This window comes from Bacillus sp. FSL K6-1000 (assembly GCF_038630785.1).
GTDB classification, from domain to species: domain Bacteria; phylum Bacillota; class Bacilli; order Bacillales; family Bacillaceae; genus Bacillus; species Bacillus safensis.
The window spans coordinates 3,286,374-3,299,717 of record NZ_CP152042.1 but is presented as its reverse complement, the minus strand read 5'-3'; the positions used below and the strand labels follow the sequence as shown (position 1 = coordinate 3,299,717).

The 13,344-nt window shown below is 44.7% G+C and carries 15 protein-coding genes; 4 read left to right on the top strand and 11 right to left on the bottom strand.

Features of this window, described 5'->3' with window-relative positions; all coding sequences use genetic code 11:
- The first annotated feature begins 67 nt into the window (after positions 1–67).
- On the top strand, positions 68–211 hold the full coding sequence (locus tag MHI46_RS17160; protein WP_003214884.1) for a hypothetical protein: 144 nt from the start codon (positions 68–70) through the stop codon (positions 209–211).
- Between the two features lie 116 nt (positions 212–327).
- On the top strand, positions 328–1,647 hold the full coding sequence (locus MHI46_RS17155; protein WP_260774943.1) for a UDP-glucose/GDP-mannose dehydrogenase family protein: 1,320 nt from the start codon (positions 328–330) through the stop codon (positions 1,645–1,647).
- Between the two features lie 33 nt (positions 1,648–1,680).
- On the opposite strand, the gene MHI46_RS17150 is transcribed toward MHI46_RS17155, so the two are convergent.
- From MHI46_RS17150 to alsS, 5 genes are all read right to left on the bottom strand, one after another.
- On the bottom strand, positions 1,681–2,217 hold the full coding sequence (locus MHI46_RS17150) for a chromate transporter (RefSeq protein WP_260776113.1): 537 nt from the start codon (positions 2,215–2,217) through the stop codon (positions 1,681–1,683).
- On the bottom strand, positions 2,217–2,798 hold the full coding sequence (locus MHI46_RS17145) for a chromate transporter (RefSeq protein WP_082672242.1): 582 nt from the start codon (positions 2,796–2,798) through the stop codon (positions 2,217–2,219). Before MHI46_RS17145 ends, MHI46_RS17150 begins: the two co-directional genes overlap by 1 nt.
- Before the next feature lie 16 nt (positions 2,799–2,814).
- Complete coding sequence (locus tag MHI46_RS17140; protein ID WP_039183339.1) at positions 2,815–3,291, bottom strand: Lrp/AsnC family transcriptional regulator; 477 nt, start codon at positions 3,289–3,291, stop codon at positions 2,815–2,817.
- A gap of 152 nt (positions 3,292–3,443) precedes the next feature.
- Positions 3,444–4,214 carry an acetolactate decarboxylase gene (gene budA / locus MHI46_RS17135; RefSeq protein ID WP_064497937.1) on the bottom strand — a complete coding sequence of 257 codons (771 nt, stop codon included), beginning with the start codon at positions 4,212–4,214 and terminating at the stop codon, positions 3,444–3,446.
- A 35-nt stretch (positions 4,215–4,249) separates the two neighbouring features.
- On the bottom strand, positions 4,250–5,950 hold the full coding sequence (gene alsS / locus MHI46_RS17130; protein WP_106025536.1) for an acetolactate synthase AlsS: 1,701 nt from the start codon (positions 5,948–5,950) through the stop codon (positions 4,250–4,252).
- 150 nt (positions 5,951–6,100) lie between these two features.
- On the opposite strand from alsS, the gene alsR reads away from it, so the two are divergent.
- Together alsR and MHI46_RS17120 are read left to right on the top strand one after the other, a co-directional pair.
- Entirely contained in the window at positions 6,101–6,988 is an 888-nt protein-coding gene (gene alsR / locus MHI46_RS17125) for an acetoin biosynthesis transcriptional regulator AlsR (RefSeq protein ID WP_039181993.1), read from the top strand.
- 59 nt (positions 6,989–7,047) lie between these two features.
- Positions 7,048–7,665, top strand: coding sequence for a flavin reductase family protein (locus MHI46_RS17120; protein ID WP_106025538.1), 618 nt, complete (start codon positions 7,048–7,050; stop codon positions 7,663–7,665).
- A 35-nt stretch (positions 7,666–7,700) separates the two neighbouring features.
- On the opposite strand, the gene rbsB is transcribed toward MHI46_RS17120, so the two are convergent.
- The 6 genes from rbsB to MHI46_RS17090 are packed head-to-tail and all read right to left on the bottom strand — an operon-like array spanning position 7,701 to position 13,334.
- On the bottom strand, positions 7,701–8,618 hold the full coding sequence (gene rbsB, locus MHI46_RS17115; RefSeq protein ID WP_041087924.1) for a ribose ABC transporter substrate-binding protein RbsB: 918 nt from the start codon (positions 8,616–8,618) through the stop codon (positions 7,701–7,703).
- Positions 8,619–8,631: 13 nt separating this feature from the next.
- Positions 8,632–9,585, bottom strand: coding sequence for a ribose ABC transporter permease RbsC (gene rbsC / locus MHI46_RS17110; protein ID WP_260774941.1), 954 nt, complete (start codon positions 9,583–9,585; stop codon positions 8,632–8,634).
- Position 9,586: 1 nt separating this feature from the next.
- Complete coding sequence (locus tag MHI46_RS17105) at positions 9,587–11,068, bottom strand: sugar ABC transporter ATP-binding protein (RefSeq protein ID WP_260774940.1); 1,482 nt, start codon at positions 11,066–11,068, stop codon at positions 9,587–9,589.
- Between the two features lie 15 nt (positions 11,069–11,083).
- Entirely contained in the window at positions 11,084–11,476 is a 393-nt protein-coding gene (gene rbsD, locus MHI46_RS17100) for a D-ribose pyranase (RefSeq protein ID WP_039181978.1), read from the bottom strand.
- Positions 11,473–12,351, bottom strand: a complete 879-nt coding sequence (gene rbsK, locus MHI46_RS17095; protein ID WP_247543825.1) for a ribokinase — start codon at positions 12,349–12,351, stop codon at positions 11,473–11,475. Before rbsK ends, rbsD begins: the two co-directional genes overlap by 4 nt.
- Positions 12,348–13,334: a LacI family DNA-binding transcriptional regulator gene (locus MHI46_RS17090; protein ID WP_260774939.1), complete on the bottom strand. Its 987-nt coding sequence runs from the start codon at positions 13,332–13,334 to the stop codon at positions 12,348–12,350. The genes rbsK and MHI46_RS17090 overlap by 4 nt, the downstream gene beginning before the upstream one ends.
- Between the last annotated feature and the right edge of the window lie 10 nt (positions 13,335–13,344).

The window sequence follows — 13,344 nt, the reverse complement described above, 5'->3', positions numbered from 1 at the left end:
AGAGTATTGCATAAACCAACCTTACAGCATATAATAATGAAATTAGTGGAATCGAAAGGATACAGACATGGATAATAAGGGTTTAAATCAAGAGGAATTTTTAAAGATTTTGATGTACGCTCATGATATTGGTGAAAATTCAAATGATGTCACAACAAAAGAAATGCTTGAAAATCTGATTGCTCATATTCGAAATGGTCTTGTTTCATAAAAGTGACCCCCTGCTAGTGATGGCGGGGGGTTTTTGTATGCTTTTAAGAATGGAATGAAAGCTCCCGGCATACGATGTCATTACAAGCATAAGGAGTATGGGGAGCTGATGGTGTCATGAATATTGCGATTGCAGGCTGTGGGTATGTGGGGCTTGTGACAGGTGTGTGTTTAGCGGAGGCAGGACATGATGTGGCGTGTATTGATAATGACCGCCGAAAGGTTATGCAGCTGAAACAGGGAACTCCCCCAATGTATGAGCCCGGGTTAAAAGAGCTATTGAAACGCAACCTTGAGCAGGGACGAATTCATTTTCACATAAATGGAGCGGAAGCCTACACGAAGGCAGATGTATTAATGATCGCGGTCGGCACCCCGCAGCAGGCAGATGGCCAAGCTGATTTACAGTTTGTGTTTCAAGCTGCGAAAGAGATGGGGATAAAAGCAAAATCAGGTGCGATTCTTGTGGTGAAAAGTACGGTGCCTGTCGGAACGGGTAATCAAATCGATCAGTTAATCCATCAAGAATTAGGACGGAAGGAGCCATTAGCGATTGCATCTAACCCAGAATTTTTACGGGAAGGCTCTGCCATTTCAGATACATTGCGGGCGGACCGGCTTGTGATTGGCGCTGAAACAAAAGCTGTATTAGACCAGTTAGAGGAGATGTATGCTGATTTCCATCTTCCATTGGTGAAAACAGACCGTAAAAGTGCTGAAATGATCAAGTATGCATCAAATGCATTTCTTGCGACAAAAATCAGCTTTATGAATGAGATTGCCTCCATTTGTGAAAAAACGGGTGCTGATGTTGAATGGGTGGCGAAGGGAATGGGGCTTGATCAGCGGATCGGTTCTTCCTTTCTAAGAGCGGGCATTGGCTACGGAGGTTCTTGTTTTCCAAAGGATACAAATGCACTTGTCCAAATTGCAGGGCATGTGTCCCATGATTTTGAGCTATTAAAGGCTGTCATCAAAGTAAATAATGAGCAGCGGGCAGGTTTTATCCGAAATATCCAGGAGCGGCTGGGAGCAGCGCTTGAAGGGAAGCGAATTGCGCTTCTTGGTCTGTCCTTTAAACCGAATACAGACGATATGAGGGAGGCACCATCTATTCCGATCGCTCATGAGCTCCATCAATTAGGTGCGGAGCTTGTGGCGTATGATCCTGTTGCTGCCCGGCGTGCAGCTCGTGAACTGCCGGATCAAGTCTTATTTGCTCAAACGATTGAAGAAGCGATCAAGGATGCCGATGCGGTCTGTCTATTAACAGAGTGGGCGGATATTCAGTCGTTTCCACTCGCGTCCTACAAAAAATGGATGAAGCAGCCGCTTATTTTCGATGGACGAAACTGTCATACACTTGAAGCGGCAGAAGAAGCAGGGGTCGAGTATCATTCGATTGGGCGCAGATCAGTTTCTCCAATTTATATGTAAAAGAAAACCGATAACAGTGAATGTTATCGGTTTTTATGAATGCGGCAGAATGAATCCACCATATAAAAATGCAGCCACAATAAGAAAGGCAGGGTGCAGCTTGAATTTGGTCATCAAGAAAAAGGAGATCGCGGCAATGACGAGAGATTGTGTCCAGCCGATGGCTTTCACTGCATCTCCGCCGATTTCCCATGTTAGTAAAAGCATCATCATCGCAATGACAGGCTGTACGGATAAGGTCATGCCTTTGACGACGGGAGATTGGCGAAAACGGTCAATGAGCTTGAGCAATAAAATGAGTCCGGCAGCGGAAGGCAGGACAGTTGCAAGCAATGCCACGATAAAACCTGGCCAGCCCATGACGTCATAGCCGACATATGCTGCAATCTTCGTAGCGATTGGCCCCGGCAGTGCATTGGCTAAAGCCAGCATATTGGAAAATCCTTCGTTCGTCATCCAATGAAAATGATTGACGATTTCTTCATAATTGAGCGGGATGGATGCAGGGCCTCCGCCATATCCTAATAGATTAGATAAAAAGAATGCCCAGAATAAAAAGAGAATCAGTATCATGAAGACACTCCTTTCTCTTTATTTGACCGATGCCAGCGATTTTTCAGCTTAAAATGAAAAGCGCCATAAAATAAAAAGATCATCACAATGATTCCTGGATGAATGGAGAGCACTTGCAGTCCGACAAAGGCAAGAAGGAATAGAGTGATCCCGAAGATCATGCCGAAGCCTTTCAGCGTTTTTTGTCCAAACTCATATGCCATGATGCCTAACAGAACGGCAATGACAGGGGTCACAGCACCAATCATATTTTGAATGATTTGTGAGGAGCTTAAGACGCTGACAAGTGTGACAAGGGCTACCATGGCGAGACATGTCGGTAAAATATGTGCAGCTGTTGCGACAATTGCGCCAGATACGCCTTTTAATCGATAGCCGAGGTATGCTGACATTTTGGTTGCGATCGGGCCTGGTAATGCATTGGCGATGGCGAGTGTTTCTCCGAATTCGTCATCGTTGACCCATTGATATTTCACCACCGCTTCATGGCGAATAAGCGGTATCACTGAAGGGCCTCCGCCAAAACCGAGAATCCCGGTTCGCACCATAGCGATAATGAGTTCGATATATGATTGCAAGTGGTTCAACTCCTGTCTACAATTTCATGCCCATACGGCTTTTGTATCGTTTAATGAGCATTTGGCAGTCCACACTGACAACGCCTTCTAGCGGGTATAGTTTTTTTGTCAGAAATGTCTCCATTTCCTGTTCATCTTGAAAAATGCCATGCATATGCAGCTTGCTTGGTCCTGTCATATGATAAAGACTCGTGACAGCTGTTTCTTGTTCAAGCTGAAGGGCAACCGCTTCTAAAAATTTTGGCTCTACCTCTACATTAAAGAAGACAGAGACATGAATGCCGACCTTCGCGGGGTTAATCACAGCGGTGAAACGTTCAATGACTCCTGCTTCAATGAGCTGCTGAATGCGGGCTTGTACGGCAACACGTGACAGACCGACCTGTTTGCCGAGATCTGTGTAAGACATACGTCCGTCCTCGTGTAATAGGGATAAAATTTGTTTATCTCTTTCGTCTAATGTTAAGTTCGGAATGCTATAGTCTTTTGACACCATATAACCACCTTTCTTCTGTTGATATTCTATCATATTTCATTACGTATAGAATGATTGATTTCTCATTTACTATCGAAACGAAAACGTTACGGGTGAAAAAACATCTTTATGCATTAAAAAACACCCCGAGCTCATCGGGGTGTCTTCATTTATTGATCCGGGCTGCTTTCTGCACTGGCAATTTGCTGTGCAAGGTCAGCTCGATCAATGTCGGCTTGAAAGAATTCCTGCGTATTCGGCAGGTGTAAATTCATATGACGTTTTTGAGATATGCGGATGGTGACTTGATCAACGGTGTAATCAAATACGTGTCCGCCAACACTTCGATCTTCATCAATAAAATGAAGGTGATATCCACTTACCGCAATGCCATGTGCGTACTGCGGTGTACGGAAGCCTGCGATCGTACCTTGAATATCCTCGAAGTCGAAAATAGGCTGAGACTTGACTGCTTCTACCATCGGAACGTAAGGTTTTTCCTGTTTTTCAACCGTACGTGTTTGAACCTTTTTGAATGATCCATCAATGCGGACCGCATAAAAGATATTTTTACTTGGTAAAATGCGGTCAATTTCTTCTTCCAGCTCTTTGGACGTCATAGGTGCATCAATTCGATGAACGATATCTGTTTCAAAGAAAGCTAGAGAGCAGAATGGTGAATAATCTTGATCGGTGACTGGTGTCGCTGTTCCATCCGAGCGCAGCCGGTAGAATGCACCGTCAAAGCCGATCAGCTCCCCATCTAATTGATTAAATGTACCGATGCCGAAATCACCGTGTTCAGGAATATGCGCGAGGGAGAAATCTCCATCATATACGGCTTCAAGCAAGGAGGTCATCGTTGATACTTGATAGACCTCCTGCTGTTTGTCATGCTGTCTTGTGTCATTCTGTTGATTCATTGGGTGCATCATACCCATATCCGCTCACTCCTTTAATGTAATGTATCGAAGTCTTATCTGACGTTCGCTGTGTGTTTTTTTCGATAGACTTCTGGCCATTTTTGACTGGCGAGGTCAGGGTTATCTTGATAGTCAATCGGAATATCAATGATCACGGGTCCTTCTATGTTTATACCCTTTTGAAGGACGGTTGAAAGCTCCTCAGGTGAGTTGACCCGTAATCCAGTCGCTCCAAAGCTTTCCGCATATTTCACTAAATCGATCTGTCCGAATTCAACGCAGGATGTACGGTCATATTTCATTTCCTGCTGGAACGCAACCATGTCATATGTGCTGTCGTTCCAAACAAGGTGAACGAGGTTTGTCTTTTTGCGGACAGCTGTTTCTAACTCCATTGCGGAGAAGAGAAAACCGCCATCACCCGAAACCGAAATAATCTTTTCATCTGGATTCAATATAGAAGCCGCAATTGCCCATGGTAATGCGACGCCTAATGTTTGCATGCCGTTACTCACCAAGAATGAGTTCGGTTCATAGACGCGGAAGTGACGGGACATCCAAATTGCGTGAGATCCGATATCACATGTGACCTTTGTGTCATCAGGAATCAGGCGTCTCAATGTATGAATGACATCCAGCGGGTGAGATCGATGACTTTCTCTTTCTGGTGCCTTTTCAATGTCGCTTAATAGCTCCTGTAATTCAGTGACTAATTCTATGTTCTCTTTGCATAGAGAAAGAGGAACACTGTCATGCGCTAGATGTTTGACGGTTTCAGAAATATTGCCTACAAGCTCAAGCGCTGGCTCATAAAAATGATCAATATCTGCCTGCATGTCATCAACATGGATGATCTGGCGTTGCTGCGGCTGAAGATTCCAATGCTTCGGATCATACTCGATTGGATCAAAGCCAATGGTCAAAAGGACATCTGCTTGTTCAATGAGAAGGTCACCCGGCTGATTACGGAATAAGCCGATTCTGCCTACATATTGAGACTCGAGCTCTCTTGAGAGAACGCCGGCTCCTTGGTACGTTTCAACAAATGGGATACCAAGTGTTTTTAATAATGCTCTTGTGGCATTTGCAGCAGCTGGACGACTGGCTTTCATTCCCACAATCGCAATAGGTAAGTGTGCATTTTGAATTTTGGCGATAGCCGAACTGATGAGAGCATCCGGTGCAGGACCTAATTCTGGAGAAGGGTGAGCAGACACTGCTGTTTGTGTGGTGTGTTCTGTCACGACATCTTGTGGAAAGCTGATAAATGCTGCTCCAGCCTGCCCTTTTTGTGCCGCGCGAAAAGCATTTGTTAATGCTTCTGGTATATTATGAACGTCTTGTACTTCAACACTATATTTGGTGACTGGTTTGAATAATGCCGCATTGTCGAGTGATTGATGTGTTCGTTTCAGACGATCTGCACGAATGACGTTTCCAGCGATTGCGACAACAGGATCACCTTCTGTATTGGCTGTTAATAGACCTGTTGCTAAATTAGATGCTCCAGGACCTGATGTGACGAGACAAACACCTGGTTTGCCAGTTAAACGTCCGACAGCAGCTGCCATAAAGGCTGCATTTTGTTCGTGTCTGCATAAGACAAGCTCTGGACCTCTGTCTTTTAATACATCAAATACAGCGTCAATTTTTGCACCTGGAATGGCAAAAACATGGGTCACACCTTGAGCAATCAGCGTATCGACAATCAACTCTGCTCCTCGTCTTGTTAGGGGTTGTGCTTGAGATTTCATTTACCCCGCACTCCTTTCGGCAAGTAAAATTTTTTATGAAAATATATTTTCATGATATGATTTACTATACATTTCATAAAATAAAATTTCCAATATATGTTTAACGCAGTTTTGATATGTTTCACGAATAAGTGTGTGAGGAGTGAAAGGATGGAACTGAGACATTTGCAGTATTTTGTCACAGTAGCGGAGGAGCTGCATTTTGGCAGAGCAGCCGCACGGTTGAATATGACACAGCCTCCACTTAGTCAGCAAATTAAGCAGTTTGAGGAAGAATTGGGTTTTCCTTTATTTCACCGGTCGAAACGGGTGGTGGAGCTAACAGCTGCTGGAAAGGTCTTTTTACATGAGATTCGTGGAGTGCTGCAACAGCTTGATAAAGCGGTTGATCATGCCCGTCACACAGCAAGAGGAGAGCTGGGGAAAATCATCATAGGTTTTGTTGGAACGGCGACGTATGATATTCTGCCGCCCGTTGTACGTGAATTCAGGGAGCTGTATCCCTCTGTCAGTATCGAGCTGCAGCAGCTTTCTGTTCCGCAGCAGCTAGAGGCACTGTTAAATGGTGAGATTGATATCGGTTTCTTACATCCTACAGCGCCGCATGAAGAACTAGTCAGTCGTTTGATGAAGCAAAGTGAATGTATTTTTGCGATTCCAAAAAATCATCGATTGGCTCAACAAGAGACTGTCACGATTGAAGATATTCGTCATGAACCGATTATTTCTTTATCACAGGAATCGTGGCCGTCCCTTTATCAGCACTTTGTCCTGCTATGTGAAAAGTACGGATTTTCTCCAAATATCGTGCAGGAAGCGGCGGAATATCAAATGATCATTGGCCTTGTCACAGCAGGGATCGGTATTGCAGTGATTCCGAAATCAGCCCGGCGTCTATTTAATCTGGATGTTGTTTATCGGGCCATTGAGGGTGAACAGCTTCTGGCGGAATGGACGATTTCCTATAGACGGGAAAATCATAATCCTGCTTTATTTCATCTTGTCCACCATATCCTGCATCGCACCGAGCTGGAATAAGAGGTATAGGGAACGGGTTATGGTATGATGTCGTTACATTAAAAGGAGGCGTACTTGAATTGATTACATTGCAAATGGATCAGCTGTCACGAAAAGAGGCATATAAATTATTATCTGGATCTATCGTTCCAAGACCAATTGCGTTTATTACAAGTCTATCTAAAGAAAATGTCGTCAATGCCGCACCATTTAGTTTCTTTAATGTCATCAGCGGACACCCACCGCTCATTGCGGTTTCTATCGGACGACGTGAAGGTCAGATGAAAGATACTGCGCAGCATATCATCGACAGGGAAGAGTTTGTCGTTCATGTGAGTGATGAAGACATGATAGAAGATATTAATGAAACAGCTGCTACATTGCCGGTTGAAGAGAGTGAGCTGGAACGAACCGGTCTTCATCAAGTAGAGAGTCATGTCATTTCAGTGCCGGGAATCAAGGAAGCGCGCATTCGTTTTGAATGTCAGCTGGAAAAGCATCTCACCTTTCAAAATGATGAAGGGGAGATCACGGTCGATCATATCATTGGCCGGGTTGTATGTGCACATTTAGATGAGGGTGTTTATGATGTAGAAAAAGGCTATGTTTCTACTAATGAACTGAAACCAGTCGCGCGCCTAGCAGGTAATGATTATGCCCATTTAGGCACGTCATTTGTGCTGAAAAGACCACAGTAATCAAAAAACCCCCGAGTGATGCTCGGGGGTTCTGTTTATTTCTTCTGTTCTAGTTTCAGTGGAGCTGCGATGTTCTTTTGTACTTTTTTCCCTTTTAATACGTCGTTTGCAGCACCGACTGCCAGTTGACCGATCAGCTCTGGCTGCTGTGCAACCGTTGCAGAGAGTTTTCCTGCTTTGATTGAGCTGAGTGCATCTTCGTTCCCGTCAAAACCAACGACGAGAATGTCTTTTCCGGAGCTTTGAATTGCCTCTAGCGCGCCAAGTGCCATTTCATCATTGTGGGCAAAAACGGCTTTGATGTCAGGGTTTCCTTGAAGGAGGTTTTCCATGACATTCAGTCCTTTTGTCCGGTCGAAGTCAGCAGCTTGTTTCGCTGTCACTTTTAAGTCTTTATCTGCTATTTGATGGAATCCTTTTCCGCGCTCACGTGTAGCGGAAGCGCCTGGTACGCCTTCTAATTCAGCGACTTTTGCTCCTTTGCCGAGCTTGTCGATGATAAAGTTAGCTGCCATTTCTCCGCCTTTGACGTTATCTGAGGCGACAAGTGCTTCTACCTTTCCACTTTCGGCTGAGCGGTCTAATGTGATGACAGGTATATCAGAAGCGTTCGCTGATTCGACAGCGGTTGATATGGCAGATGAATCCGCTGGGTTGATGAGCAATGCGTCGACACCTTGCTGAATTAAATCTTCTACATCACTTGTTTGTTTAGCTGAATCATTTTGTGCATCTGCAATCACGACGTCAATGCCTAGCTTTTTCGCTTCTTTTGTCACACCGTTTTTCAAAGAAACGAAGAATGGGTTATTTAATGTCGAGATTGACAGCCCAATCTTGATGTCTTTTTTCTTGCCATCCTTTGATGACTTGGCCCACTCAGGTGGTTCAAGTGAGCAGGCAGAAAGCATGAACAATGAGAGAGTCAGGATGAGAATAAGATATTTTTTCATAGCAGCTGCCTCCTTAAGCAGATTTCTTTCTGTCTAGCAGGACTGCAATCAAGATGACAATCCCTTTCACAACAGATTGATAGAATGATGAAACACCAAGTAAGTTCATACCATTGTTCAGGACACCGATAATGAGTACCCCGATGAGTGTGCCGACAATTCGTCCTCTTCCGCCGGACAGGCTTGTCCCGCCAAGTACGACGGCAGCAATGGCGTCAAGCTCATAGGACGTACCAGCTGTTGGCTGTGCAGAATTCAGACGAGATGTTAAGATCGCACCTGCTAAGGCAGACATGAAGCCTGCTAATGAATAGATCATAATTTTCACGCGCGGTACTTTGATGCCTGAGATGAGAGCCGCTTTTTCATTCCCACCGATCGCATATGTTCTTCTGCCGAAAGGCGTTTTATGAAGCAGTACCCAAAGGACGATAAAGGTGAGAAGCATCGTGATTGCTGGAACAGGAATACCTAAGAAATATCCTCTGCCAAATAATTGGAATGCATAGTTAGAGCCAAGCCCAGTAATCGGGTTTCCATCTGTATAAACGAGTGTCAAACCTCTGAAAATCGTCATTGTCGCAAGTGTTGCGATAAAAGGAGCCATTTTTCCTTTTGTGATTAAAAGACCGTTGATCATCCCAAGAACGGCACCGATGATACAGCCGACGATAATGGCTAAAATCGGGTCCAGGCCAGAAACGATAAAGCCGGCAGTCAGGGCACTGGACAGTGCAAGTATGGCTCCGACTGATAAATCAATACCTCCAGTTAAAATAACAAACGTCATCCCAAAGGCAATGAGGGCATTAATGGAGATTTGTCTCAGTAAGTTTAAGATGTTTAAAGGCTCTAAAAAGGCCGGGTTTAAAATAGAAACAATGGCGACAAGGATGATGAGTCCTAAGAATGGCCCAAGCTTTTGCATGATGTGATCAAATCGTCCATTTGAAGTAAGTGGTTTCATGTTACTTCCCTCCTGTAGCTAGTGTCATAATTCGTTCTTGTGTTGCTTGTGTTTTGTCTAATTCTCCGCTGATGGTTCCTTCATGAATGACGAGTACTCGATCGCTCATCCCGAGTATCTCTGGGAGTTCAGAGGAGACCATTAAAATGGCAACGCCTCGATCAGTCAGTTCATTCATTAACTGATAGATTTCTCGTTTCGCTCCGACGTCGACACCTCGTGTCGGTTCATCTAAAATCAAGACCTTTGGCTGTATGCCGATCCATTTGGCGATGACGACTTTTTGCTGATTTCCACCAGACAGGCTTTGGGCAGAAATATCAGAGGAAGCCGTTTTAATCGTCAGTCGTTTGATGAGCAGGTCGACAAAATCCTGTTCATTTTTCTTATCAATCAGTCCCTTTGGAGAGAAGCTTTTTAGGTTTGGTAGACCGATGTTTTCTCGGATGGATGCATCAAGCATGAGCCCTTCATCCTTGCGATCCTCTGTGATAAAGCCAATACCGAGCTTGACAGCATCACTTGGTTTTTTAATCACAGCCTTCTTTCCATGAACCCAGATTTCTCCTTGGTCAAGAGGATCAAGGCCAAAGATTGACCGCATCATTTCGGTCCGGCCAGCCCCCATTAAGCCTGCAACACCGACGATTTCTCCAGCTTTAACTGAGAAACTGATATCTTGAAATTGTCCTTTTTTCGTTGCTTGTTTCACCTCAAGGACAATATCTCCTGTAGAAGGCGTTCGCTCGGGATATCGATCTGTCAATTCACGGCCGACCATTTTTTTGACGACTTCATGGAAATTCGTTTCAGGTATGGCTTTCGTATCGACCGTTTTCCCATCACGCATGATCGTAATCCGGTCACAGATTGCAAAGATTTCTTCCATACGGTGAGAAATATAAACAATGGAAACGCCTTCTTTTTTGAGAGATTCAATGACCTGGAAGAGCTTTTCAATTTCACGTTCCGTTAGAGCTGCTGTCGGCTCATCCATGATGATGACTTTCGCATCGGTCATTAATGCCTTTGCAATCTCAATCATTTGTTTTTGTCCAACAGAACAGCTTCCTGCCTCTTGATCAAGCGAGAGATTCACAGACAACCGGTCCAGCTGCTTTTGCGCGAGGACCTTCATTTTCTTTGTGTCTAGCAGCCCGAGCTTCGTATAGATTTCTTTTCCGATGAAGAGGTTCTCCAAGACGGTCATATCCGGCCATATATTGAGCTCCTGATGAATGAAGGCAATGCCGTGCTGTTCCGCTTCCTTTGGATTTTTGAAAGCGGTTTCTTTTCCGTCGATTTGTATCGTTCCTTGATCTAAAGAATAAAGACCTGTAAGCAGGTTCATTAAAGTTGATTTTCCCGCACCATTTTCACCCATGAGTGCGTGGACTTCGCCTGTGACGAGGTCAAAGGAGACCCCGGAGAGAACGGTGTTTTTCCCAAAAGCCTTATGGATGTTATGCATCTCTATGTTCATATCTGGCTCCTCCTTTTAAAAGATGACACCGGCATGAAGAATGCAGTTTGCGTATGGGGTGGCTTCACCCGTTCGAATGACTGCTTTTGCCTGTTTGGTCATGTCTTTGAACGTCTCGTGGTCTACTTCATGTAATGGTTTTGAGAACGCTTTCTTAAGAAATAAATGATCTCGTTCATTTGCCTCTTTGATTTCACTAGCCACAGTCATGTTTTCAACAGCCATTTCCTGAAGAAGGAGGGAGGTGACCTCCTGAAAGGACGGTGTGCCGATTGATAATGCCAGATCGATTTTGACTGGACCTTCTGGAATAGGGAGACCGCAGTCTGCGATGACGATTGTATCTGTATGGCCAAGGTCAGCAAGCACCTTGGCGATATGGCTGTTTAGGATGCCGTTTTTTTTCATTTCTTTTTCTCCAATTCTTCTCTTGTTGGCATGCCGCCTTGTGCGCCAAACTTTGTGACAGATATTGATGCTGCAAGATTGGCAAAGGCAAGTGCATCATAGAGGGATTTGCCTTCTGTTAAGGCGACAGCCAAGGCTCCGTTAAAGGTATCGCCAGCTCCTGTTGTGTCGACTGCTTCTACAGGTACACCTGGAACTAATACTTCTTTCGATCCATCAAAATATCGAACCCCATTTTTCCCTTCTGTGACTAGTAATTTGTTAGGGTATTGACGCAAGGCATCTTCAATTGGCAGACCATCGAACATAAGAACAGCTTCGTGTTCATTCGGTGTAATGTAAGCAGCCTGATTTAAAACCTGCTGCGATACTTTGCGGGCTGGTGCAGGGTTTAAAATCACAGGGATTTCTTTTTCACTGCAAATGGAGCAGACCGCTTCGACCGTTTCTTCAGGTATTTCCTGCTGGATAAGAACCATCCCGATATCATCAATTGTAGAAAGAGCATCATTTACATAGTCAGGAGTGACCTCATTATTTGCCCCTTTGACCACGACAATGCTGTTATCACCTTCTGCTAAAATGATATGAGCTGTGCCGCTCTCCATTTCGGTAACCGGTTTCACATGTGAGATGCGGACACCTTGTGCTTGTAAATTACTGAGAATTTCCTGACCATAAGCGTCATCACCAACTCGGCCGACCATATATACATCTGCACCGAGTCTGGCACTTGCGACTGCTTGATTGGCACCTTTTCCGCCTGGGACCGTTTTAAACGATTCGCCTAAAACCGTTTCCCCGGCATTTGGCCGTTTATCTGATGTGACGACTAAATCCATTGAACAGCTTCCTACTACAACAATATGACTCATTGTGAATCCACCTTTCTTGTTGTCTCTCGTTCAATAAAAGAGACGGGCATTTGAATAACTGGCTGATCTATCGGTTGTTTCTGAATCGCTTTGATTAACAGCTGTGCCGCTTCTTTCCCCATCTCATAGGCGGGCTGCCTAATGGTCGATAAGGAAGGGAAAAGCAGCTCGCTTTGCGGAATATCATCAAATCCAATGATTTGAACGTCTCCTGGAATGGCTTTTCCGATACGAAGCGCTTCATGGACGACCGCTGTTGCGACGATGTCATTGCTGGCAATGATCCCATCTGTTTCAGGGTACAGCTGGAAGAGGGCTTTGGCGCTTTTTTGGGCTTCTTGAAAGGAAAAGGAAGCATTAGACATCACATGAAAGTCGACACCTGTATCCGTGAGAACATCGAGTGCGCCCTTGAATCGCTGCCGAGCTGTTTGTAGATGGGCAGGTCCTTTTAGCAGTGTGATCTGCCGGCTGCCGCGTCTAATTAATTCCATTGCGGCCATTTTCCCGCCAGCTCCAGCATCTGCAAAAACAGAAGGTGCATGTGGAACGGTTCGATCTAAAAACACAACAGGTAAATCATCATCGTTGTATATATCTGATTCAGGTTCATTTGTGACTGCGATGACACCGACCACTTGATTTTGTTTAAAGGTTTGTAAGTAGGCCATTTCCTTCTCTCGATCCTCATCACTGTTCCCGAATAATAACCGAAAACCGTGCGCATGAATCTCATCCTCAACACCTCTAGCCAGCTGAGGAAAGAAGGGGTTTGTGATATCAGGCAAGATTAAGCCGATTAAGCGTGATTCTCTTTTGAAAAGGGATCTAGCCACTTCATTGGGAAAGTAGTTCAACTCCTGCATCGCTTGTGTCACGCGGGTTTTCGTATCTGAATGGACATATCCAGTATCATTGAGCACGCGTGAAACAGTGGCAACAGATACTTGTGCAGCTTTTGCAACATCTTTAATGGTAGCCAATGGAGAGCCT